The sequence below is a fragment of the Pseudomonas sp. S2_H10 genome (assembly GCF_054668285.1).
In genome coordinates this window covers 5306077-5328941 of the sequence record NZ_CP162754.1, presented here as the reverse complement: position 1 = coordinate 5328941, position 22865 = coordinate 5306077, and the positions used below count along the sequence as shown (strand labels likewise).

Genomic DNA, 22865 nt, shown 5'->3' with positions numbered 1-22865 from the left:
CTGGCTTGCCAGCGATGGCGGCCGCTCAGGCACTACAAGGCTGAAGCACTGACCTCCCCATCCACCAACCGCCGAATCCCCAACGGATTAGCGTTCTGCAAAGCCTCGGGCAGCAACGCATCCGGGTAATTCTGGAAGCACACCGGCCGCAGGAAACGGTCAATCGCCAAGGTGCCAACGGAGGTGCCACGAGAGTCCGACGTCGCCGGGTACGGCCCTCCGTGGACCATCGCCTCACAGACCTCGACCCCGGTCGGATAGCCGTTGAGCAAGATCCGCCCGACTTTCTCTTGCAGCACTTCAGCCAGCCAGCGGTACTCCAGTAACTCTTCGGCCTCGCCGATCAACGTCGCGGTCAATTGCCCGCGCAGGCCATGCAACGCTGCCGCCAACTGCGCACGATCCTCGACTTCGATGACGATGGTGGTCGGCCCGAACACTTCCTCTTGCAGCAACCCATCGCCCTTGAGCAACAGGCTGACATCGGCCTTGAACACTTGCGGTTGTGCCTGGCTGCCCTGTTGTGGCTGGCCCGCCAGATGGGTGAGGCCCGGATGCTCGAGCAGCTCGCCAAGGCCCCGGCCATAGCTGGCCAGCGCACCGGCGTTGAGCATGGTTTGTGGCGGTTGCTGATTCATGCTCGCGCAAAAGGTTTCCAGGAATGCGCTGAACTGCGGTGAACGCAGGCCGATGACCAGGCCCGGGTTGGTGCAGAACTGGCCGCAACCCAACGTCACCGAACCGGCCAGTTGCGCCGCGATCTGCTCGCCGCGCACCTTGAGGGCTTCGGGCAGCAGGAACACCGGGTTGATGCTCGACATCTCGGCAAACACCGGAATGGGTTGTGGCCGGGTCGCGGCCATGTGGCTCAAGGCATTGCCTCCCTTGAGCGAACCGGTGAAGCCGACGGCCTGAATCGCCGGATGCTTGACCAGCCATTCGCCGACGCCACCGCCATAAATCATGTTGAACACGCCGGCCGGCATTTCCGTGCGTTCGGCGGCGCGGATGATCGCGTCCGCTACCCACTCGGCGGTCGCCATGTGCCCGCTGTGGGCCTTGAACACCACCGGGCAACCGGCGGCCAGCGCCGAGGCGGTATCGCCCCCGGCGGTGGAAAATGCCAGCGGAAAGTTACTGGCGCCGAACACCGCCACCGGCCCCAGGGCGATGCGGTACTGACGCAGGTCCGGGCGTGGCAACGGCTGGCGATCCGGCAATGCGCGGTCGATGCGCGCACCGTAGAAATCACCGCGACGCAGCACCTTGGCGAACAGGCGCAACTGGCCGCTGGTACGCGCGCGTTCACCTTGAATACGTCCGGCGGGCAACGCGGTTTCGCGGCACACCGTGGCGACGAAATCATCACCCAGCGCATCGATTTCATCGGCGATGGCATCGAGGAACGTTGCGCGCTTTTCAGCGCTGAGGTTGCGGTAGGTCGGGTAAGCGCTGGCGGCGGCTTTGGCGGCGGCATCCACTTCGGCTTCGGATGCCTGAATGAAGAATCCGGGGAGCGCTTCGCCCGTCGTTGCATCGAGGCTTTGCAGCTGCGTCGTGCCGTTGGCACTGCGGCGACCGCCAATGTAGTTGTGTCCGAGAAATTGGGTCATATGGACTCCTTGATCAAATGCAGACCTGTAGGAGCCGGCTTGCTGGCGATAGCGATTTGGCGCACGACGTTGATGATCATTGCGCCATTGCCATTGCGATCGCCAGCAAGCCGGCTCCTACAAGGGTTAAAGCGTGCGCACCTGACCGATGCCGAGCGGCTGGGCGCTTTCGCCGATACCGTTGACCAGCGGCGCGCCGAACTCATCGAGGCTGATCTGGAAGCTGTCTCCCGGCTGGGTCTTTACCCCGTCGGCAAACGACAGCGTGGCGGTGCCGAAGTAATGCACGTGCACATCACCGGGACGCAGGAACTGCGCGTACTTGAAGTGATGAAACTCCAGGTTGGCCAGGCTGTGGCACATGTTGTCCTCGCCGCTGAGAAATTCCTTTTCCCAGATCGTTTCACCGTTGCGCTTGATCCGGCTGGTGCCGACCAGGTGCCGGGGCAACTCGCCCACGCGCAACTCCGGACCGTAAGAGCAGCTGCGCAGTTTCGAATGGGCGAGGTACAGGTAGTTGCGACGCTCCATCACATGGTCGGAGAACTCATTGCCCAGTGCATAACCCACGCGGTACGGCTGGCCGTCGTCGCCAATCACGTAGAGTCCGGTGAGTTCCGGTTCTTCACCGGCGTCTTCGGCAAACGGCGGCACCGGGAAGTCCGCGCCGGGTCGCACGACGATGCTGCCGTCCCCTTTGTAGAACCACTCCGGCTGCGCACCCACCTGCCCTGCCGCCGGTTTCCCACCCTCCAGGCCCCATTTGAAAATGCGCATGGTGTCGGTCATGCCGGCTTCGACCTCACCGTCATGCTGATGCATTTTGTCCCGTGCCGAAGCACTGCCCAAATGGGTCAGGCCGGTGCCGCTGATCAGGCAATGCGCCGGGTCTTCGTGGTCCAGCGGCGGCAGAACCTTGCCCTGCTGCAGCAGCAGCGCATAGTCAGGACCAGGCTCGGTGCCGCGCAGCGCAACTTCTTCCTGCAGGCTGTGCTGGGCGCGGATTGCCGCGAGTGCCAGTTCACGGGTGCTGCGGGTGGCATGCAGCACCAGGACTTGCGAACCCTCGACGAGTCCGACCTGGCGTTGCCCCGCGGTGTTTTCGAATTGAATCAGGCGCATGGCGGCCCTCCAGAAAGTCAGGGGTGGCGCCGCCCGGAGGCGGCGCCTGAAGGTCACTCGATGATGTTGAAGTCGCTCAGGTACTCATCGGAGATTTCCAGGCCCAGGCCCGGCTTGTCGTCGTCGAGCTGGATGTAGCCGTTGACCGGTTGCGGCTCGCCCTTGAACACGTAGTAGAAGAGTTCGTTGCCGACCTCGACGTCGAACACCGGGAAGAACTCGGCCATCGGCGACGCGGTGGTGGACATGGTCAGGTGGTAGTTGTGCATCTGTCCGGCGTGCGGAATGACCGGCACCGACCAGGCTTCGGCCATGGCGTTGATCTTGCGCGCGGCGGTGATGCCACCGACGCGGTTGGTGTCGTACTGGATCACGTCGACGGCGCGACGCTCCAGCAGGTCCTTGAAGCCGTAGGAAGTGAACTCATGCTCACCGCCCGAGATCGGCATGATCCCCATCTTTTTCAGCTCGATGTAGCCTTCGATGTCGTCGGCGATCACCGGTTCTTCAAGCCAGCGCGGTTCGAACTCGGCCAGTTTCGGCAACATGCGCCGGGCGTACTCGAGGGTCCAGCCCATGTAGCATTCGAGCATGATGTCGACGTCGGGGCCGGCCAGCTCACGCAGGGCGCGCACTTGTTCGATGTTGCGACGCATGCCCGCCGGGCCGTCCTTCGGGCCATAGCCGAAGCGCATCTTCAGCGCGGTGAATCCCTGGCTCAGATAGCCCTGCGCTTCTTCGAGGAACAGGTCGAGGTTGTCGTTGGCGTAGAGCTTGGAGGCGTAGGTCCAGATCTTTTCCTTGGTGCGACCGCCAAGCAGCTTGAACACCGGCTTGTTCACCGCTTTGCCCATGATGTCCCAGATCGCGATGTCGATCGCCGAGATTGCCGCCATGCCGATGCCCTTGCGGCCCCAGGCGTGGCTCTGGCGGTACATCTTCTGCCAGATGTATTCATTGTCGAACGGGTCTTCGCCAATGGCGATCGGTGCCAGGTAGGTGTCGATGATTTCCTTGGCCACACGCGGCGCCAGGGCGCAGTTACCGATGCCGACAAGACCGGTGTCGGTCTCGACTTCCACCACCAGCCAGCCGTGGAAACGGAACGAGCCCATGGCATCGCCGCGTTCGAACAGGATGTCGCTGGCATTGGTGCAAAAGTGCGCCTGAGGTGGGACGACTTTGCCTTTCCACTCGAAAACGCGGGTACGGATCGCTTTGATTTTCATGAATACAGTCCTTGGGCTACCGGCCTTCTTGTCATTGTTGGTCGTGTACGCAGAGCCTCTTGATCGGTGGGCTCCGGCATTCGATGGGCCGACTTTAGCCAGCGCCCGGGGGTTGCGGATAATCACTTATGCGTATCCGGCGATAACCTGGGGTGATAGCAAAAACCGATTATTGAGTAGATCGAGTTATCAGCCTTTCCACAAAACTGTAGGAGCCGGCTTGCTGGCGATTGCAGTCCGTCAGGCACCTGAAAAGTGTCTGCCAGACCGCATCGCCAGCAAGCCGGCTCCTACAGGGGTATTGCGTGGTGTCAGTGGCGGTTGCGGCCCATACGGCAGGCAATTTCGAACGCCTGGCGCGTCGCGCCGACGTTGGCCTTGCCCTGCCCCGCGATGTCGAACGCGGTGCCATGGGCCGGGGTGGTGATCGGGATCGGCAACCCGCCCTGCACCGTCACGCCACGGGAGAAGCCCATCAGCTTGATCGCGATCTGGCCCTGGTCGTGATACATGGTGACGACCGCGTCGAAGGCACTGGCGTCGCCCTGGACCTTGAGGAAAATCGTGTCCCCCGGATACGGGCCCTCCGCAGCAATCCCCAGCGCCTGCGCCGAGCGCACCGCCGGACCGATGATGTCCAGCTCTTCGCGGCCGAACGAGCCGTTGTCACCATTGTGCGGATTCAAACCGCAAACACCGATCCGCGGCTTCTCCAGGCCGTTGCGCTTGAGCGCCGTGTCGATCAACTGGATCGCTTCCACCACCCGCTGCTGACTGAGCAAGCCCGGCACATCGGCCAGGGCCACGTGGGAGGTCACCCTTGAAGTCCACAGGTTGTCGAGCACGTTGAACTCGCAGAACGGTCCATGGAAACCCAGCAACTCGGCGAACCAATGCAACTCGTCGCTGTGGGCCATACCGGCCATGTGCAGCGAAGTCTTGTTCAACGGCCCGAACAGTACCGCATCGGTGGTGCCGGCTTCGGTCAGGCGCAGGGCTTTTTCCAGGGTGTCGAGGCTGTAGCGACCGCCAATCACACTGGCTTCGCTGCGCGGGAATTCGCCAACGGTGTCGCCACGAAAGTCATAAAACAGCGGCGTGTCATCGACAAACTCCAGCCGTTCCAAAGCGTCCACGCGCCGATAAGGAAACTCGGTGCCGGCGATGCGCATGCCGCGGCGCATTTCCGCCTCGTCGGCGATCAGGATCACGTTGGCCTTGTTGCGTACTTCGGGTTCGGCGAGCAGGCGTGCGATCAACTCAGGGCCGATGCCCGCCGGGTCACCCAGGACCATGGCGATGGTGGATTTTTTCATGCTTCACTCCTCGAGGGTTCAGGCCACGCCCGGTCAATGGCGCAAGGCTCGCAGCGATAAACGCGCTGCGCGTTGCTGTAGAACAGTCGCTCCTGATCGGCCAAGGGCAGATCGGCGACAATGGATTTGAAACCGCTGTAGATGTCATCGAACGAGCCGCACAGGCTGTCCACGGGAAAGTTGCTGGCAAACATCGCGCGATGGCTGCCGAACATCGCGACCACTTCGCGCACGATCCAGGCGTTGTCCTTGGCGCGCCAGCGCTGGCCGCCCTGCCCCAGACCGGAAATCTTCACCTGCACGTTCGGCCACTGGGCCAGCCGCGCCATCGCCAACCGCCAACCCGCCAGGCCTTCGGCACTACGGTCGTTGGGCAAGCCGGCATGGTTGAGAATCAGCGTGATGCCAGGAAAATCCCGGGCCAGCCGTTCAGCCTCGTGCAGGTTCCACCAGGGTGTCTGCAGGTCGAAATGCAGGCCCAGCCCTTCGAGCGCGGCATAGCTGCGGCGCCAGTGTTCGTCGCTCATCAGGCTGCGCATGTGCCCGACTTGCGAGGGGGCGATCGGGCCACCGGGTTTGTGGCGGACGCTGCGCACACACTTGAAGCCGGCCTGTTCGGTCAGCACATCGATAGCGTCCGGATGATCGAGCCAGGCTTGCGCCACAACCGCATTCGGCACGCCGTAACGGGCGGCCAGTTGCTCGATGAAACGGGTTTCGCCAATCGGGTCCTGCGGGTTCCATTCGGTCTCGATGTACACCGTCTGCACGACGTTGTGGGAACCCGCATCGGCGAAGTAATCCTCGGGAAAATAGCGGCGCTTGATGGCGCTGTAATCACCGTAGCGAAACGGGATACTGGCCTCGGGGGCGAGCCAGGGATGATCGTTGAGGGTCGGGTCCCAGAAGTGATGATGGGCGTCGATGATCGGGCCGCTCCATAACGGATTAGTCATGGCGCACCTCATCCAGGCTGATGAACAGCGTGGCCAGCACGAACACCGCCGAGCAAGCCGCGAAGAACCCCAGCACCGGCGCAAAACCTCCGGACACTTGCAGGATCACGCCCACCAGAATCGGCACCGCGATGCCGCCGGTGCTGCCGGCCATGTTCATCACACCGCCGATCAGGCCGACCCGTGCCGGTGCCGCCAGTAGCGCCGGGAAACTCCAGTAGAGGCTGCCCCACATCAGGAAAAACGCGGTCATGGCCAACAGCGCCACTGCCGCAAAAGGATCGCTGAGGGTCGGCAGCAACAGGAACGCGCCGAGCGCTACCAGACCGGAAAACGCCAGCAGGCTCTTGACCGCCACGGCGCGACTGACGCCTTTGCGGATCAAACCGTCGCAGAGGAAACCACCGGTCAACGAACCCAGGGCGCCGCAGACGAAGATCACGAACGTCGCCGCGCCAATGCCCTTGATATCGAACCCGCGAGCCTGGGACAGATAGCTTGGCCCCCAGGTCAGCAGACCGAAATACACCATTGCCCAACTGGCCCGCCCGATCAGCAGAGCGCTCAGGGAACGGGCGGCGATGCCCAGGCCCTTGACCGGTGCGCGTGCGGCTTCGGCGGCAGGGGTGGCGCGTCCGGCGTTGATTTTCTGCAACTCCGGTTCATTGACCTGGGGGTGGCTGGCCGGGTCATCGCGCAGATAACGCCGCGCCAGCCAGGCCAGCACCAGGGTCGCGATACCGGCGATGACAAAGGCCAACCGCCAGGAGTCCAGCGAGGCAATCAGATAGGCAATGATCAATCCGCCCAGCGCCACACCCAGCGGGCTGCCGCTGTCCATCAGCACCGCGCCGCGACTGCGTTCGCCCGGGGCCAGCCACAGCGAAATCAGTTTGCCGCCCGATGGGAACAGCGGCGCTTCGGCGGCGCCTAACGCAACCCGTGCAAACAACAACGACAGGCCGCCGGTGGCAAACGCCGCCAACACCTGGAACGTGCCCCACAAACCGGTTGACCAACTGATGACCCGGTGCGGACCGAAACGGTCGATCATCCAGCCGCCGGGAATCTGCAACAACGCATAGGCCCAGAAAAAGCTGCTGAGGATCAGGCCCTGCATGCCGGGTGACAAGGAAAACTCTTGGGCGATGGTCGGCATCGCGATGGACAGCGACACCCGGTCGATCAGGTTGACCATGGTCAGCGCGAAAATGATCGCGAAGATCCGCCAGCGCACATTGCTGGCCTTGGCGGTTGCCACCGCTGCGGGCGAAGCACCTGCGCCAGGCAGATGCAGGGAAGCACTGGAACGAGCCATGGTGCGTACCTCTTTTATTATTTTTGTGGTGATGCAAACGTTCGATCTGTAGGAGCCGGCTTGCTGGCGATGGCGGCGCATCAACCAGCATTGATGGCGCCTGACACACCGCTATCGCCAGCAAGCCGGCTCCTACGGAATGGGTGTTGTTGAGCACTATCGGAGGCTCATCGATAACCGTCTAATCAAAACTTGAAATCGGGTGATAGCCCCGGGTTATGTCATGCCCTGCTTTCAACGACCTTTCAACGTTTCTGCGCCGAGGTATAACCCCAGGCTATCGGTGTATGTATTGTTTTGACTAGACGCGGCGACGGCACGTTCCCACACTCGGGCCAGGCTTGCGGCTTTACAGCGCAGACAAGCCGCTCATAACAATTACAAAAAACACAAAAACGAGGCCATTCCATCATGCGAAATGCATTCGTCCGTCGCACATCCCGTCTGTTTCTTGGCTGCACACTGGTCGCCGCCGGCGCCCTTCCCGCCCTCGCTCACGCCTGGCAACCGGACAAGAATGTCGAAATCGTCGTGGCTGGCGGCCCTGGTGGCGGCACCGACCAACTCGGTCGCCTGATCCAGTCGATCATCACCACGCACAAGCTGCTCGACGTCAACACCATCGTCCTCAACAAGGGCGGCGGCAATGGCGCCGAAGCGTTCCTCGACATGAAAATGAACAAGGGCGATGCCGAGAAACTGGTGATCGGCACCAACAACATCTACCTGTTGCCGCTGGTGTCCAAGCTCGGTTACCAGTGGCAGGAATTGACGCCGATTGCCGCCGTCGCCGAAGACGACTTCATCCTCTGGAGCTACAAAGGCGCGCCGTGGAAGGACGCGAAAAGCTTCTACGAGGCGGTCAAGGCTGATCCGTCGAACCTGCGCATGGGTGGCAGCCAGTCCAAGGATGTCGACCAGACCCTGACCCTGCTGCTCAACCAGACCACCAACAGCAAACTGGTGTACATCCCGTTCAAGAGCGGCAGTGAAGCCGCGACCCAATTGGCCGGCAAACACATCGCCGCCAACGTCAACAACCCCAGCGAAAGCATCAGCCAATGGCGTGGCGATCAGGTCGAGCCGCTCTGCGTCTTCAGTAAAGAGCGCATGGCCTACACTGAAAAAGTCGCCGGCGATAAATCCTGGGCCGATGTTCCGACCTGCCACGAACAAGGCCTGGGCATCGATCAGTACCGCTTCCCGCGTACCGTGTTCATGCCCGGCGATATCAGCGCCGAACAACGGGCGTTCTATGTCGAGCTGATGCGCAAGGTCACCCAGACCGATGAGTTCAAGGCCTACGTGAAGCAGAACGCATTGGTGCCGACCTTCCTCGAAGGCGAACCGCTGACCGCCTACATCGAAAAAGACACCGCCCGCGTCACCCCGGTATTCAAAGAAGCCGGCTGGCTGAAAAACTGAGTTGTCGCGGCCGCTCGCCTGCGGGCGGTCGTCATCTGCTGGAGGTGTTTTCATGTCCCATTCTTCGGATTCACCGGCGCTGGTCGGCACCCGTTGGGTCGAACTCGGCCTGGCGTTGTTCACCACCCTGATCGGCGCCGTGGTGATGTTCGGCAGTGTCGAACAAGGCATCGGTTGGGGTGATGCCGGCCCCGAGCCGGGTTACTTCCCCTTTTACATCGGCCTGATGTTGAGCGCCGCAAGCGTAGCCAACGGCGTGTTGACCCTGGTGCGCTGGCAAGTCTTGAGCGTTGCGTTCGTCAGTCGCAGTGCTTTCAAACAAGTGATGTCGGTGTTCGTGCCGATTGCACTGTTTGTCGGCGCCATGCCCTTTACCGGGATCTATGTGGCGTCGGCGTGTTTCATTGCCTGGTTCATGTGGCGTGACAAGGTCCGCGCCAAGCCCTACGGCAAATGGATGATCGGCAGCGTGTCCCTGGGCGCGGTGCTGGCCAGTTACCTGATTTTCGCGCTGTGGTTCAAGGTGCCGCTGGATGCCGGCCCGATGGGCGACTGGATTGCCCTGGCCGGGAGAAATTTCAAATGAGCGAGTTCGATTCCCTGCTGCAAGGCATGAACCTGATCCTCACGCCGGGCCATATCGGCCTGATGGTGATCGGCGTGCTGCTGGGCATTCTGGTCGGCGTTCTGCCCGGCCTTGGCGCCCCCAACGGCGTGGCACTCTTGCTGCCATTGACCTTCACCATGTCGCCGGTGTCGGCGATCATCCTGCTGTCGTGCATGTATTGGGGCGCGCTGTTCGGCGGCTCGATCACCTCGATCCTGTTCAACATCCCCGGAGAGCCGTCATCGGTGGCGACCACCTTCGACGGTTACCCGATGGCCCGCGAAGGGCGCGCCGCCGAAGCCCTGACCGCCGCGTTCAGTTCGGCCCTGATCGGTGCCCTGTGTGGCGTGTTGCTGCTGACCTTCCTGTCGACGCGGATTGCCGAGTTCGCCATGTCCTTCAGTTCGCCGGAGTTCTTTGCGGTGTACCTGTTGGCGTTCTGCACCTTCATCGGCATGAGCAAGAACCCGCCGCTGAAAACCGTGGTGGCGATGATGATCGGTTTCGCCATGGCCGCCGTCGGCATGGACACCGTATCGGGCAACCTGCGCCTGACCTTCGACCAGCCGACCCTGATGACCGGCATCAGCTTTGAAGTAGCGGTGATCGGTCTGTTCGGCATCGGCGAAATTCTCTGCACCGTCGAGGAAGGCCTGGTGTTCCGTGGCGAGCATGCGCGGATCACGCCAATGGTCATCCTGCGCACCTGGGCGAAATTGCCGCGCTACTGGTGGACGATCGTGCGCAGCACCCTGGTCGGTTGCTGGATGGGCATCACACCGGGCGGCCCCACCGCCGCGTCGTTCATGAGCTACAGCCTGGCTCGGCGTTTCTCGAAGAACCGCGACAACTTCGGCAAGGGTGAAATCGAAGGCGTGATCGCCCCGGAAACCGCCGACCACGCGGCCGGCACCAGTGCCCTGCTGCCGATGCTGACCCTGGGCATTCCAGGTTCGGCCACTGCGGCAGTGATGCTCGGCGGCCTGATGATCTGGGGCCTGCACCCGGGGCCGACGCTGTTTGTCGAGCAACACGATTTTGTCTGGGGCCTGATCGCCAGCATGTACCTGGGCAACGTGGTGAGTCTGATCGTGGTGCTGGCCACCGTGCCGTTGTTCGCCTCGATCCTGCGCATTCCGTTCTCGATCATCGCGCCGATCATCATCATGGTCTGCGCCATCGGTGCCTACTCGGTGCACAACTCGTTCTTCGACGTGGTGCTGATGCTCGGCTTCGGTGCGCTGGGTTATCTGTTCAAGAAACTCGGCTACCCGATTGCGCCGCTGGTGTTGGCGGCGGTGCTGGGCGACAAGGCCGAAGATGCATTCCGCCAGTCGATGCTGTTCTCCGACGGGCACCTGGGGATTTTCTGGTCCAACCCGTTGGTGGGCAGCCTGACCACGGCAGCCCTGCTGATGCTGTTCTGGCCGTTGATTTCCAAAGCACTGCAAACGTTGATCGGCCTGCGCAAATCCGGGGTCGCCAAGACTAAATCGGTGCTGTGACACAGCAATGCTGGCAACGCCTGGCAATTGTTGTCAGGCTTGCCGCAGTCTTTCTTGCGAGTCGAGCCCATGACCCGAACGCCTGATGTTCGAATTCCAGAAGCCAACGTGATCCACAGTCGACTGCGCCTGCGCCAACTGCGGTTGATGCTGGCGTTGCAGGAGTTCGGCTCGTTACGCCGTGCCGCCGACCACATCGGCATGACCCAACCGGCGGCGACCAAAATGCTCCATGAAGCCGAGGACCTGCTGGGCGTCGAACTGTTCGAACGCCTGCCCCGGGGCATGCGCTCAACGCCGTTCGGGGAAACGGTCATCTACTACGCGCGCATGGTGTTCGCCGAACTCAGCGGCATGCGCGAAGAGCTGGTCGCCCTGCAATCGGGCAACCTTGGCCGGGTCGCAGTCGGGGCCATTCCGGCGCTGGCTTCGGGGCTGCTGACGCGCACCATCGCGACCTTGAAACAAAGCCATCCACGTTTGTCGATGAGCATTCAGGTCGACACCAGCGACGTACTGGTACAGGCGCTTTTACAGGATCAGCTGGATATCGTGCTGGGGCGGATTCCGGCCGGTGCCCGGGCCGAGGAGCTGCTGTTCGACAGCCTCGGCGAAGAAGCGCTGTGCGTGATTTCCGGGGCACAGAATCCACTGGCCAAGGCCACACAACTGAGCTGGGCCGAACTGCAGAACATGACCTGGGTCCTGCAACAGCAACCCAGCCCGATGCGCGCGATCATCAACCAGGTGTTCCACAATGCCCGGGTCGATATCCCGAGCAGCATCGTCGAGACCACGTCGATCATGACCTTGCTGTCGTTGATTCAGCAGACCGACATGCTCGGCGTCACGCCGCTGTCGGTGGTCGAGGATTATCCCGGCCGCGATCTGCTCGCGGTGCTGCCGATCAAGTTCGAGGCACGGCTGCCACCCTTCGGGCTGATCACCCGACGTCATCGCATTCAGTCGTCGGCGATGCAGGCGTTCATGAATTCGGTGCGGGCCGAGCACGCACTGGCCAAATGAAAAAGGCCCGGAGCAGCGCTCCGGGCCTTCTCGGTTTTACCCAGTTTTACGGAACACGAACACCAGACCGACGATGATCAACAGCATGCCGAACAGGCTCAACATCGCCAGGCGATTGCCGAAGATCAGATAGTCCATCACCGCCGTGACCGCCGGCACCAGGTAAAACAGGCTGGTGACGTTCACCAGATTGCCCCGGGCGATCAAGCGGTACAGCAACAACGTCGCCAGCACCGACACCACCAGCCCCATCCACAGCACCGGCACGATGAAACCGCTGCCGTGCTCGAAGTGAAACGGTTGGAAGGGTACGAAAATCCCGCACAACAGCAGTCCGGCCAGATATTGCACCGGCAGTGTGCCGAGAGGATTGTCGGTGATGCGTTTCTGCATGATCGAACCGAACGTCATGCTCGCCAGCGCCAGCAAGCCGAAGAGCATCCCGGCCAGCGACATCCCGGCCAGGCCGATGCCCTGATAGACCACCATGATCAACCCGGTCAGGCCCAGGGCCAGGCCGAACAGGCGGCTCCAGGACCGCTGGCGTTCCATCAGCACCACGGTGAGGATCGGCTGCACGCCCATGATGGTCGCCATCACCCCGGGCGTGACTTTGAGGTCGAGGGCCAGCAGATAGAAAATCTGATAAGCCCCCAACAGCACCACGCCGGTCGCCATCGCATACAGCATCGCCTTGCCGCCCTTGGGCAACTTCAGCTTGAGCAAGGGCACCAGCAACACCAGGCCGCAGAGCGCGATGACAAACCGAAACATCAAGAAGGCAAAGGGTGACGCGTGGGCCAGCCCCCATTTGGAGAAGATCGCCCCGCTGCTCCACAGCAGGACGAACAGGCTCGTGGACGCCGCCGCGAGCGCGGATTTTTTCGAAAGGACAAACATGAATACCACCTGTAGTCAGGCAAATAGCCAACTCAGCAAAAAAGCTGAAATTCAGTCGTTTTTTCAGGCGGGCTGGGGGAACAGCACAAAGCAGCTGATCAGCCCGAAACGCCGACGCCTGGCGGTGATACGACTGCGCACACCGGCGTGCGGCTGACAGGTGGGGGGTAATGACTGATCTGCCCGGGCTGCTGATTCCCGCACGGCACGACGCCAGCGTTGACCGCTGAATCGACTACCGCGTTGATGAGGGATGCAGGCATTGGGCTGATCTTTGTTCGAGGGAAAAGAAAGGGAGTCCGAAACTCACCGTGCGCCGACTATAACCAGCGTTCGACATGGATTGCAACGACTCAGCCAAACAACCAATACCCCAATAACGTCAGCACCGCTACCGCCAGCACCGGGCGCAGCACACGGTAGGCCTTGGGGTTGCGTCGTTTCCATTGCTTGACCACACCACTGAATTTATCGCTGGAGTTCTTGCTCCAGGCGTAGACCCGGTTGATCCCGCCGACACGCTCGTCGTCCAGGTTCTGAGGGGCGGTGGCGCGTCCCAGGCAGGCGCTGATACTGCGATTGATGCGGGTCATGAAGCGATTGTTCAGTGGTCGCTCGATATCGCAGAACAGGATGACCCGGGTCTTTTCTGTTTCATTCTTGACCCAGTGCACGTAGGTCTCGTCGAACATCACGTCTTCCCCATCGCGCCAGGCGTAAACCTGACCGTCGACGAAGATGCGGCAGTTGTCGGAATTGGGTGTCGACAGCCCCAGGTGATAACGCAGGGAACCGGCAAACGGATCGCGATGCGGGTTGAGGTGGCTGCCACCGGGCAGCAGCGCAAACATGGCGCCTTTGACATTGGGAATGCGGCTGACCAGCTCCACGGTTCTCGGGCACAAGGCTTCGGCAGAAGGCAGCGGTTTGTCGTACCACTTGAGATAGAAACGCTTCCAGCCCTTCTTGAAGAACGAGCCAAAACCGGCATCGTTGTTCTTTGCCGCCGCGCGTATATACCCCTCGTCGAACAAGTGCATCGCCTCGTCGCGAATCACCTCCCAGTTGTCCTTGAGTACATCCAGTTCGGGGAACTTGCTGCGGTCCAGATAGGGTTTGGAGGGCACGCCGGAAAACAGGTACATCAAGGCGTTATAGGGGGCGAACAGGGCCGAATGGTTAACGAACTGGCGTAAAACAGGTAACCGCGCCTTGCCGCGTAAATGCACATACAGGGTACTGCCCAGAAACAGCAGCAACAACGAGGCTTTAGCGGCAAACGATAAGGTCATCAACAACTCCTTTGAAGATAAACGATACTGCGCCATGTCCCTTGCCCGACATGGCTGCCAGCATGATAAACACTAGCGACCCGTTGAAAAACCTGCACTTTTCAACATTCACCGTTAATGAATATGCAACAAACCATTTCTTAACATGAGGCACCTGAACGGCGGCTGATGAGATCCCATCATCAACCGGACCCGTTCAATGGATCGTTACTGCTGATTCTCCTGGTCGGTAAACAGATCACTGAACAGCATGCTCGACAGATAACGCTCACCGGAATCGGGCAGGATCACGACGATGGTCTTGCCCTGCATTTCCGGGGTCTCCGCCAGCCGCACAGCCACTGCCATGGCGGCGCCGCAGGAGATGCCGCACAAAATCCCTTCTTCCTGCATCAGGCGCAATGCCATGGCCTTGGACTCTTCGTCGCTGACCAGCTCCACACGATCGACAATCGACAAATCAAGGTTCTTCGGCACAAAACCGGCACCGATGCCCTGGATCTTGTGCGGGCTCGGCTTGATCTCCTCACCCGCCAGGGCCTGGGTAATCACCGGCGACACCACGGGCTCCACCGCCACCGAGATAATCGGTTTGCCCTGCGTATTCTTGATATACCGCGAAACCCCGGTGATGGTTCCCCCGGTTCCGACGCCTGCCACCAGCACGTCGACCGCGCCGTCGGTGTCGTTCCAGATTTCCGGGCCGGTGGTTTTTTCGTGGATGGCCGGGTTGGCCGGGTTGTCGAATTGCGCCGGCATGAAGTACTTCGACGGGTCGCCGGCAACAATTTGACCGGCTTTTTCGATGGCACCTTTCATGCCTTTGGCCGGCTCGGTCAGCACCAGTTCGGCACCCAGTGCCTTGAGCACTTTGCGCCGCTCGATACTCATGGACGCCGGCATGGTCAGCATCAGCTTGTAGCCACGGGCGGCGGCCACGAACGCCAGGCCAATGCCGGTATTGCCCGAGGTCGGCTCGACGATGGTCATGCCCGGCTTGAGTTTACCGCTGCTCTCGGCATCCCAGATCATGTTCGCGCCGATCCGGCACTTGACCGAGTAACCGGGGTTGCGCCCTTCGATCTTGGCCAGGATGGTGACTCCACGCGGCGCAATGCGATTGATCTGCACCAGCGGCGTATTGCCGATGGAGTGGGCGTTGTCAGCGAAAATGCGGCTCATGGCTGGGTCCTTAACGACAGCAAAAAGAGGGCATCAAGGTAAGCCTCTTGCCCGCAGGCGTCCAGTCAGGTCGAACGTCCGCTGATCAGTGCAGTCAATGGCTTTAGATCGCCAGAGATTTGCCACCATGAAACGTCGATACAGCTGGCCCCTGTGGACCCTCATCGGCCTCGTTGCACTGTTGATATCGCTACACATTGCCCTGCCCTATCTGGTGCGCGACTACCTGAATGAGCGGCTGGCGGACATGGGCGACTATCGGGGTCAAATCACCGACGTAGACCTGGCCCTGTGGCGCGGGGCCTACAAGATCAACGGCCTGAAAATCGTCAAGGTCGAGGGCAAGGTTCCGGTGCCCTTCGTCAACGCACCACTGATCGATCTTTCGGTGAGTTGGCACTCACTCTGGTACGACCATGCGGTGGTGGCCGAAGTGCAGTTCATTCGTCCCGAGGTCAACTTCGTCGACGGCGGGGCCAACAAGCAAAACTCCCAGACCGGTCAGGGCACCGATTGGCGCGCCCAGTTAGGCAAGCTGCTGCCCATTACCCTGAACGAAGTGCGGATCAGCGACGGCAAGATCAGCTTTCGCAATTTCAACTCCAAACCGCCGGTGAACATGAACGCCACAAAAGTCGATGCGAGCATTTTCAACCTGACCAACGTGGTCGATACCAAAGGCAAGCGTGATGCGCGTTTCGAAGGCAAGGCCCTGCTGCTGGGGCATGCGCCACTGGAGACCACGGCCACTTTCGATCCCTTGAGCAACTTCGAAGACTTCGAGTTTCGCTTGCGCGCCAGGGAAATCGAACTCAAGCGCATGAACGACTTCGCCGCGGCCTACGGCAAGTTCGACTTCAATGCCGGCCATGGCGACGTGGTGATCGAAGCCAAAGCCGACAAAGGGCGACTGACGGGCTATATCAAGCCGTTGCTGCGCGATGTCGACGTGTTCAACTGGCAGCAGGACGTGGAAAACAAGGACAAAGGGCTGTTCCGCTCGATTTGGGAAGCCCTTGTCGGCGGTACCGAGACCGTCTTGAAAAACCAGGGCAAAAACCAGTTCGCCACACGGGTCGAACTCAAAGGCAACGTACATCAGCAAGATGTCAGCGCGTTCCAGGCTTTTTTGCAGATTTTACGCAATGGTTTCATCCAGGCGTTCAATGCACGGTATGAACGCCCCCAGCCGGATGCAGGCTGAGTCACCAAGTGACGCTCCATTCAGAGACTGAATAGGCCGTCTGCGTTCACAGTCGACCGGGCACCGCGTTATAGTCGGGTACTACAACTATTTCGCCCCGCACCGCCCTGCCTCGTTCAGGTCGGCGTTACCGTTCGAGGATTAGCAGATGAAGTTCGAAGGCACCCAGGCCTACGTCGCCACCGATGACCTGAAGCTGGCGGTCAACGCCGCCATCACCCTGGAGCGGCCGTTGCTGGTCAAGGGCGAACCGGGCACCGGCAAGACCATGCTCGCCGAGCAACTGGCCGAATCCTTTGGCGCCAAGCTGATCACCTGGCACATCAAGTCCACCACCAAGGCCCACCAGGGCCTGTACGAGTACGACGCGGTCAGCCGCCTGCGCGACTCGCAACTGGGCAACGAAAAAGTCCACGACGTTCGCAACTACCTGAAAAAGGGCAAGCTCTGGGAAGCCTTCGAATCCGAGGAGCGGGTGATCCTGCTGATCGACGAAATCGACAAGGCCGACATCGAGTTCCCCAACGACCTGCTGCAAGAACTCGACAAGATGGAGTTCTACGTTTACGAAATCGACGAGACCATCAAGGCGAAGAAGCGGCCGATCATCATCATTACCTCCAACAACGAAAAAGAGCTGCCGGACGCGTTCCTGCGCCGCTGCTTCTTCCACTACATCGCCTTCCCCGACCGCACCACCCTGCAGAAGATCGTCGACGTGCACTACCCGGACATCAAGAAGGACCTGGTCAGCGAAGCGCTGGACGTGTTCTTCGACGTGCGCAAGGTGCCGGGCCTGAAGAAGAAGCCTTCGACCTCCGAACTGGTGGACTGGCTGAAGCTGCTGATGGCCGACAACATCGGCGAAGCGGTGCTGCGCGAACGCGATCCGACCAAGGCCATCCCGCCCCTGGCCGGTGCGCTGGTGAAAAACGAACAGGACGTGCAACTGCTGGAGCGTCTGGCGTTCATGAGCCGTCGCGGCACCCGCTAAGAGGCTGATGCCATGTTGCTCAACCTGTTCAATGAAATGCGCGCAGCCAAGGTGCCGGTCTCGGTGCGTGAACTGCTGGACCTGATCAACGCGCTGAAACAGCGCGTGACCTTCGCCGACATGGACGAGTTCTATTACCTGTCCCGGGCGATCCTGGTGAAGGACGAAAAGCATTTCGACAAGTTCGACCGGGCCTTCGGCGCCTACTTCAATGGCCTGGAAAAGCTCGACGATCATCTTCAGGCATTGATCCCCGAAGACTGGCTGCGCAAGGAGTTCGAGCGCTCGCTGACCGATGAAGAGCGCGCGGCGATCCAGTCCCTCGGCGGCCTGGACAAGCTGATCGAAGAGTTCAAGAAACGCCTCGAAGAACAGAAGGAACGCCACGCCGGTGGCAACAAGTGGATCGGCACCGGTGGCACCAGCCCGTTCGGCTCCGGCGGTTTCAACCCGGAAGGCATTCGGGTCGGTGACGCCGGCAAGCGCCAGGGCAAGGCGGTCAAGGTCTGGGACCAGCGCGAATACAAGAACCTCGACGACTCGGTCGAGCTGGGCACCCGCAACATCAAGGTCGCCCTGCGGCGCTTGCGCAAGTTTGCCCGTCAGGGCGCGGCGGAAGAGCTGGACATCGATGGCACCATCGACCATACCGCCAAGGATGCCGGCCTGCTGAACATCCAGATGCGTCCGGAACGGCGCAACACCGTCAAGCTGTTGCTGCTGTTCGACATCGGCGGCTCGATGGACGCCCATGTGAAGATCTGCGAGGAGTTGTTCTCGGCCTGCAAGACCGAGTTCAAGCATCTGGAGTACTTCTACTTCCACAACTTCATTTATGAATCGGTGTGGAAGAACAACATGCGCCGCACCTCCGAGCGCACTTCGACCATGGACCTGCTGCACAAGTACGGCGCCGACTACAAAGTGATCTTCATCGGTGACGCCGCCATGGCGCCCTACGAAATCACCCAGGCGGGCGGCAGCGTCGAGCACTGGAACGAAGAAGCCGGGTATGTGTGGATGCAGCGGTTCAAGGAGAAGTACAAGAAGCTTATCTGGATCAACCCCTATCCGAAGGACACTTGGGGCTATACCTCATCGACCAACATCGTGAGGGATTTGATCGACGACCAGATGTATCCGCTGACCTTGCGGGGGTTGGAGGAAGGGATGCGGTTTTTGTCCAAGTAATCCTGGTAGCCCTTCAGGCCGCCATCGCTGGCAAGCCAGGCTCCCACAGGGATTGAGGTAGTTCACAAATTATGTGAGCAACCTCAATCCCTGTGGGAGCCTGGCTTGCCAGCGATGCTTTTAGCTGTTCAAAAAACGCTGCAAATACGCGACATGTTCACGATGGGCGACATCCTGCACCACGGGTTTCAACCGCACCTGCGCCCCCGGCAAACACTGCGCCAGCCGCGCCAGCGCCAACGGCGTCAACGCCCCCAGGCGCGGATATCCACCAATGGTCTGCCGATCATTGAGCAACACGATCGGCTGCCCGTCCGGCGGCACCTGCACGGCCCCCAACGGAATCCCCTCGGAAATCATCGGTTTACCCTGATACTGCAACGCCGTGCCCAACAGGCGAATGCCCATGCGGTCGGCGCGACTGTCGAGGCTCCACACGCTGTTGAACGCATCGAACAGGCTCTGCCCGCTGAACTCGCCGATCTGAGCACCGAGGACCAGGTCCAACGGAGTATCAAGGTTCAGATTTGGTCGCTGGTCTGCGGTCAACTCCCGCAACAACATCACCGAATTACCCGAGTAGCTCAAACCCGCACCTTTGCTCAAAGCGCGCCCCATGCCGTCAAGGCCGCCGAGCTCCTCACGGACCACCGTCGCGCTGCTGCCCAGGACTTTCGGTGCAGCAAAACCACCCGGCGCCGCCAGATAGGCGCGGGCGCCGAGCAACGGCTGGGTGAATTGCAAACGCTGTCCCTTGTGCAGCCGGAAACTGCGCCACGGCGCCAGCGTTTCGCCGTCCACCTGCGCGCCCAGATCCGCCCCGGCCAAGGCCAGCACGCAATCTTCCTCGGCCACGACGGTGAACCCGCCGAGGGTGACTTCGATCACCGGCGCATCCAGCCCGTTGCCCAGCAGCCAGTTGGCCCAGGACATCGAACGCCAATCGGCCGCGCCGCCCTGGGTCACGCCCAGGTGCCGCACGCCAAATCGACCGGCATCCTGCAACAGGCACAGCGGCGTACTCGCTTCAATCGTCAGACGGCTCATGCCAGGGCCTCCAGTGGCGTATCGTCACCACCCAGGTTGATGAACTCGGCATGGCCGACCGCTTCGAACCGAACCGTGTCGCCGGGTTGCATCAGGCTGTAGCCATCACGGTTGCGGTCGAACAATCTGGCCGGCGTGCGGCCGATCAGGTTCCAGCCCCCCGGCGACACCACCGGGTAAGCCGCCGTTTGCCGTTCGGCGATGCCGACACTGCCGGCGGCGACTTTCTTGCGTGGCGTGTTCAGGCGCGGTGCCGCGAGCACCTCTTCCACCAGCCCCATGAAGGCGAAGCCCGGTGCAAAACCCAGGGCGAACACCTGGTATTCGCGCTCGCAGTGACGACGGATCACCTCCTCCACCGCCAATCCGCTGCGCTGCGACAGCAGGCTCAACTCCGGCCCGACACTCAAGTCGTACCACACCGGCAGCACATGACATTGGCCGCGGGCATGCGCGTTGGGCGACAGGTCGATCAAGGCTTCGGCAATCAACTCCCGGGCCTGGGCAGGACTCAGCGCGGTCAGGTCGTAATGCACCATCAAGGTCGTGTAGGACGGCACCAGATCGATCAGATATTCACCGAATGCGCCGCGCAGACTTTCGCTGGCCGCCAGCATCCACGGCATGTTGGCTTCGGCAATCTCATCGAACAGGCGCACCATCAGGCAATCCAGCGCCACCACTTCCACTCGCAGCTTCATGACGCGTTCTGCCGGTTCAAGGCTTCACGGATGCGTTGCACGGCTGCGACCGAACTGGCGTTGTCGCCGTGTACGCAAAGGGTGTTGGCCTGCAAATGCAGGGCGCTGCCATCGCTGGCGGTGAGCGGATCGCCACAGGCAATGGTCAGCGCCTGCCCGATGATTGTTTCCGGGTCGTGATGCACCGCTCCCGGCAGTTGTCGCGAGACCAGCTTGCCGGCGCTGTCGTAAGCCCGGTCGGCGAAGGCCTCGAACCACAGGGTCACGCCGTATTCATCGCCCATTTGTTGGGCGGCGCTGTTGTCGCGGGTTGCCATCAACACCAACGGCAGGTTGCGGTCATAGGACGCCACCGCTTGCAGCACGGCGCGCAGCTGGACCGGGTTGGCCATCATGTCGTTGTACATCGCGCCATGGGGTTTGACGTAACTGACCCGACCGCCCTGGGCCCGGCAGATGCCGTCGAGGGCGCCGATCTGGTAATGCAGGATGTCTTGCAGTTCCTGGGTGGCATAGGCCATGGAACGCCGGCCGAACCCCACCAGGTCCTGATAGGCCGGATGCGCGCCAATTTGCACACCGTGGCTGAGGGCCAGGCTGACGGTCTTGCGCATGATGCTCGGGTCGCCGGCGTGAAAGCCGCAGGCGATGTTGGCGCAATCGATGAAGGGCATGATTTCTGCGTCCAGACCCATGGTCCAGCTGCCGAAACTCTCGCCGATGTCGCAGTTCAATAGCAGGCGGCTCACTCGGAACACTCCTGTAGGCTTTATTCTTTTCAGCTGCGGGACATATCTGTATGACAGCCCCGCAGATTATCAGTTACTGGGCGTCGAGTTGCTTGCCACGGGTTTCCGGCAGGCTCAGGGCCGCGAGGATCACCACGCCGTAGGACACCGCAGCAAAGGCACCGATGCCGACGCTCAGCGGCACGGTCTGGCTGAGCAGGCCGATCAGCAGCGGGAACAACGCCGCCAGCGCCCGGCCGATGTTGTAGCAAAAACCCTGGCCCGAACCGCGAATGCGCGTAGGAAACAGCTCGGTCAGGAACGCGCCCATGCCACTGAAAATCCCCGAGGCGAAGAAGCCCAGCGGAAAGCCCAACCACAGCATCACGCCGTTGCTGACCGGCAATTGCGTGTACAGCAGCACAATGGTGAACGAACCGACGGCGAACAGGATGAAGTTCTTCTTGCGTCCGAGGATGTCGGTCAAATAGGCGCTGATGACATAACCCACGTAGGAACCGACGATCACCATCGCCAGATAACCGCTGGTATTGAGTACGCTCAAGCCGCGTTCATTCTTCAGGAAAGTCGGTAGCCAGGACGTGATCGCGTAGTAACCGCCCAGCGCGCCGGTGGTCAGCAACGAAGCGCGAATCGTGGTGAATAGCATGCCGGGGGCGAAAATCTCGTAGAACTTCGCCGGGTTGCTCGGCTCCTGTTTCGCTTTGGCCTGACGATAGATTTCCGGGTCCTTGACCAGACGGCGGACAAAAATCACGAAAATCGCCGGCACGATGCCGAGGATGAACAGCGCACGCCAGGCGTCTTCCGGTGGCAATACCGAGAACAGCAGCGCATACAGAATCGCCGTCAGCCCCCAACCCAGCGCCCAGCCGGACTGCACCATGCCCACGGCCTTGCCGCGGTCCTGGGCGCGAATCACCTCGCCGATCAGCACCGCACCGGCCGTCCATTCGCCGCCGAAGCCGAAGCCCATCAACGTGCGGGCGATCAGCAGTTGCTCGTAGCTCTGGGCGAAGCCGCAGAGGAAGGTGAAGAAGGCAAACCACAGCACGGTCAGTTGCAAGGTGCGTACGCGACCGATGCGGTCGGAGAGTATCCCCGCCACCCAACCGCCGATGGCCGAAGCGATCAGCGTGCTGGTGTGAATCAGCCCGGCCTGGCCGGTGGTGATGCCCCACATGGCAATCAGGGTCGGCACCACGAAGCTGAGCATCTGGGTGTCCATGCCGTCCAGGCCATAGCCGATCTTGCAGCTCCAGAAGGTGCGGCGTTCCTGCTGATTGATGTTGCGGTACCAGTCGAAAGGTCCCGGGCGGGCCGAGGCTTTCGGGATGGCAGTGGTGTCGGGCGCACTCATGGCAAATCTCCGCGCTGATTTTATTGGTATTGTTCTGAGCCCCGACGACGCCTATCGTGGGAACCGGATGCGCCGATTTTTGGACGCGCGCCCCTGCTGCGTCCAACTAATAAAAACCCGCCTTAGCC

General features: G+C 61.2%; 21 protein-coding genes. 7 read left to right on the top strand and 14 right to left on the bottom strand.

Annotated elements, in window-relative coordinates; genetic code table 11:
- Positions 1 to 32 precede the first annotated feature (32 nt).
- The 6 genes from AB4O16_RS24015 to AB4O16_RS23990 form a co-directional block, all read right to left on the bottom strand.
- Positions 33 to 1613 (bottom strand): aldehyde dehydrogenase (NADP(+)), encoded by a 1581-nt coding sequence (locus tag AB4O16_RS24015; RefSeq protein ID WP_460155998.1) that lies wholly within the window; start codon positions 1611 to 1613, stop codon positions 33 to 35.
- A 126-nt stretch (positions 1614 to 1739) separates the two neighbouring features.
- Positions 1740 to 2735: an AraD1 family protein gene (araD1, locus tag AB4O16_RS24010; RefSeq protein WP_460155997.1), complete on the bottom strand. Its 996-nt coding sequence runs from the start codon at positions 2733 to 2735 to the stop codon at positions 1740 to 1742.
- 53 nt (positions 2736 to 2788) lie between these two features.
- Positions 2789 to 3964 (bottom strand): L-rhamnonate dehydratase, encoded by a 1176-nt coding sequence (locus AB4O16_RS24005; protein ID WP_160386440.1) that lies wholly within the window; start codon positions 3962 to 3964, stop codon positions 2789 to 2791.
- Between the two features lie 311 nt (positions 3965 to 4275).
- Complete coding sequence (locus tag AB4O16_RS24000) at positions 4276 to 5280, bottom strand: 4-hydroxythreonine-4-phosphate dehydrogenase PdxA (RefSeq protein ID WP_460155996.1); 1005 nt, start codon at positions 5278 to 5280, stop codon at positions 4276 to 4278.
- A complete protein-coding gene (locus AB4O16_RS23995; RefSeq protein WP_460155995.1) occupies positions 5277 to 6236 on the bottom strand; it encodes an amidohydrolase family protein in 960 nt (319 codons plus the stop codon). The genes AB4O16_RS24000 and AB4O16_RS23995 overlap by 4 nt, the downstream gene beginning before the upstream one ends.
- The gene (locus AB4O16_RS23990; protein ID WP_460155994.1) at positions 6229 to 7554 is read right to left on the bottom strand and encodes an MFS transporter; all 1326 of its coding nucleotides are present in this window, start codon (positions 7552 to 7554) and stop codon (positions 6229 to 6231) included. The genes AB4O16_RS23995 and AB4O16_RS23990 overlap by 8 nt, the downstream gene beginning before the upstream one ends.
- Positions 7555 to 7965: 411 nt before the next feature.
- On the opposite strand from AB4O16_RS23990, the gene AB4O16_RS23985 reads away from it, so the two are divergent.
- The 4 genes from AB4O16_RS23985 to AB4O16_RS23970 all read left to right on the top strand — a co-directional run bounded on the left by AB4O16_RS23985 (position 7966) and on the right by AB4O16_RS23970 (position 12117).
- Positions 7966 to 8979: a Bug family tripartite tricarboxylate transporter substrate binding protein gene (locus AB4O16_RS23985; RefSeq protein WP_160386448.1), complete on the top strand. Its 1014-nt coding sequence runs from the start codon at positions 7966 to 7968 to the stop codon at positions 8977 to 8979.
- A gap of 52 nt (positions 8980 to 9031) precedes the next feature.
- Entirely contained in the window at positions 9032 to 9565 is a 534-nt protein-coding gene (locus tag AB4O16_RS23980; RefSeq protein WP_460155993.1) for a tripartite tricarboxylate transporter TctB family protein, read from the top strand.
- Positions 9562 to 11091, top strand: a complete 1530-nt coding sequence (locus tag AB4O16_RS23975) for a tripartite tricarboxylate transporter permease (RefSeq protein WP_460155992.1) — start codon at positions 9562 to 9564, stop codon at positions 11089 to 11091. The genes AB4O16_RS23980 and AB4O16_RS23975 overlap by 4 nt, the downstream gene beginning before the upstream one ends.
- Positions 11092 to 11160: 69 nt before the next feature.
- Positions 11161 to 12117, top strand: a complete 957-nt coding sequence (locus tag AB4O16_RS23970) for a LysR family transcriptional regulator (protein WP_160386453.1) — start codon at positions 11161 to 11163, stop codon at positions 12115 to 12117.
- A 36-nt stretch (positions 12118 to 12153) separates the two neighbouring features.
- On the opposite strand, the gene AB4O16_RS23965 is transcribed toward AB4O16_RS23970, so the two are convergent.
- The 4 genes from AB4O16_RS23965 to cysK form a co-directional block, all read right to left on the bottom strand.
- Positions 12154 to 13017 carry a DMT family transporter gene (locus tag AB4O16_RS23965; RefSeq protein WP_460155991.1) on the bottom strand — a complete coding sequence of 288 codons (864 nt, stop codon included), beginning with the start codon at positions 13015 to 13017 and terminating at the stop codon, positions 12154 to 12156.
- Positions 13018 to 13115: 98 nt separating this feature from the next.
- Entirely contained in the window at positions 13116 to 13280 is a 165-nt protein-coding gene (locus AB4O16_RS23960; RefSeq protein ID WP_177329315.1) for a hypothetical protein, read from the bottom strand.
- A 90-nt stretch (positions 13281 to 13370) separates the two neighbouring features.
- The gene (locus AB4O16_RS23955; RefSeq protein ID WP_460155990.1) at positions 13371 to 14309 is read right to left on the bottom strand and encodes an aspartyl/asparaginyl beta-hydroxylase domain-containing protein; all 939 of its coding nucleotides are present in this window, start codon (positions 14307 to 14309) and stop codon (positions 13371 to 13373) included.
- Between the two features lie 207 nt (positions 14310 to 14516).
- Positions 14517 to 15491 (bottom strand): cysteine synthase A, encoded by a 975-nt coding sequence (cysK, locus tag AB4O16_RS23950; RefSeq protein ID WP_160386460.1) that lies wholly within the window; start codon positions 15489 to 15491, stop codon positions 14517 to 14519.
- A 97-nt stretch (positions 15492 to 15588) separates the two neighbouring features.
- Between cysK and AB4O16_RS23945 the strand changes: the two genes are divergently transcribed.
- The 3 genes from AB4O16_RS23945 to AB4O16_RS23935 all read left to right on the top strand — a co-directional run bounded on the left by AB4O16_RS23945 (position 15589) and on the right by AB4O16_RS23935 (position 18880).
- Complete coding sequence (locus AB4O16_RS23945; protein WP_460155989.1) at positions 15589 to 16695, top strand: DUF748 domain-containing protein; 1107 nt, start codon at positions 15589 to 15591, stop codon at positions 16693 to 16695.
- 148 nt (positions 16696 to 16843) lie between these two features.
- Entirely contained in the window at positions 16844 to 17689 is an 846-nt protein-coding gene (locus AB4O16_RS23940) for an AAA family ATPase (protein ID WP_007911294.1), read from the top strand.
- 12 nt (positions 17690 to 17701) lie between these two features.
- A complete protein-coding gene (locus tag AB4O16_RS23935; protein ID WP_110658508.1) occupies positions 17702 to 18880 on the top strand; it encodes a vWA domain-containing protein in 1179 nt (392 codons plus the stop codon).
- Positions 18881 to 19000: 120 nt separating this feature from the next.
- On the opposite strand, the gene AB4O16_RS23930 is transcribed toward AB4O16_RS23935, so the two are convergent.
- From AB4O16_RS23930 to AB4O16_RS23915, 4 genes are all read right to left on the bottom strand, one after another.
- On the bottom strand, positions 19001 to 19927 hold the full coding sequence (locus AB4O16_RS23930) for a 5-oxoprolinase subunit C family protein (RefSeq protein WP_160389170.1): 927 nt from the start codon (positions 19925 to 19927) through the stop codon (positions 19001 to 19003).
- On the bottom strand, positions 19924 to 20628 hold the full coding sequence (locus AB4O16_RS23925) for a 5-oxoprolinase subunit B family protein (RefSeq protein WP_160389169.1): 705 nt from the start codon (positions 20626 to 20628) through the stop codon (positions 19924 to 19926). Before AB4O16_RS23925 ends, AB4O16_RS23930 begins: the two co-directional genes overlap by 4 nt.
- Positions 20625 to 21377: a 5-oxoprolinase subunit PxpA gene (locus tag AB4O16_RS23920; RefSeq protein ID WP_460155988.1), complete on the bottom strand. Its 753-nt coding sequence runs from the start codon at positions 21375 to 21377 to the stop codon at positions 20625 to 20627. The genes AB4O16_RS23925 and AB4O16_RS23920 overlap by 4 nt, the downstream gene beginning before the upstream one ends.
- 73 nt (positions 21378 to 21450) lie before the next feature.
- Positions 21451 to 22737 carry an MFS transporter gene (locus tag AB4O16_RS23915; RefSeq protein WP_460155987.1) on the bottom strand — a complete coding sequence of 429 codons (1287 nt, stop codon included), beginning with the start codon at positions 22735 to 22737 and terminating at the stop codon, positions 21451 to 21453.
- Positions 22738 to 22865: the final 128 nt, after the last annotated feature.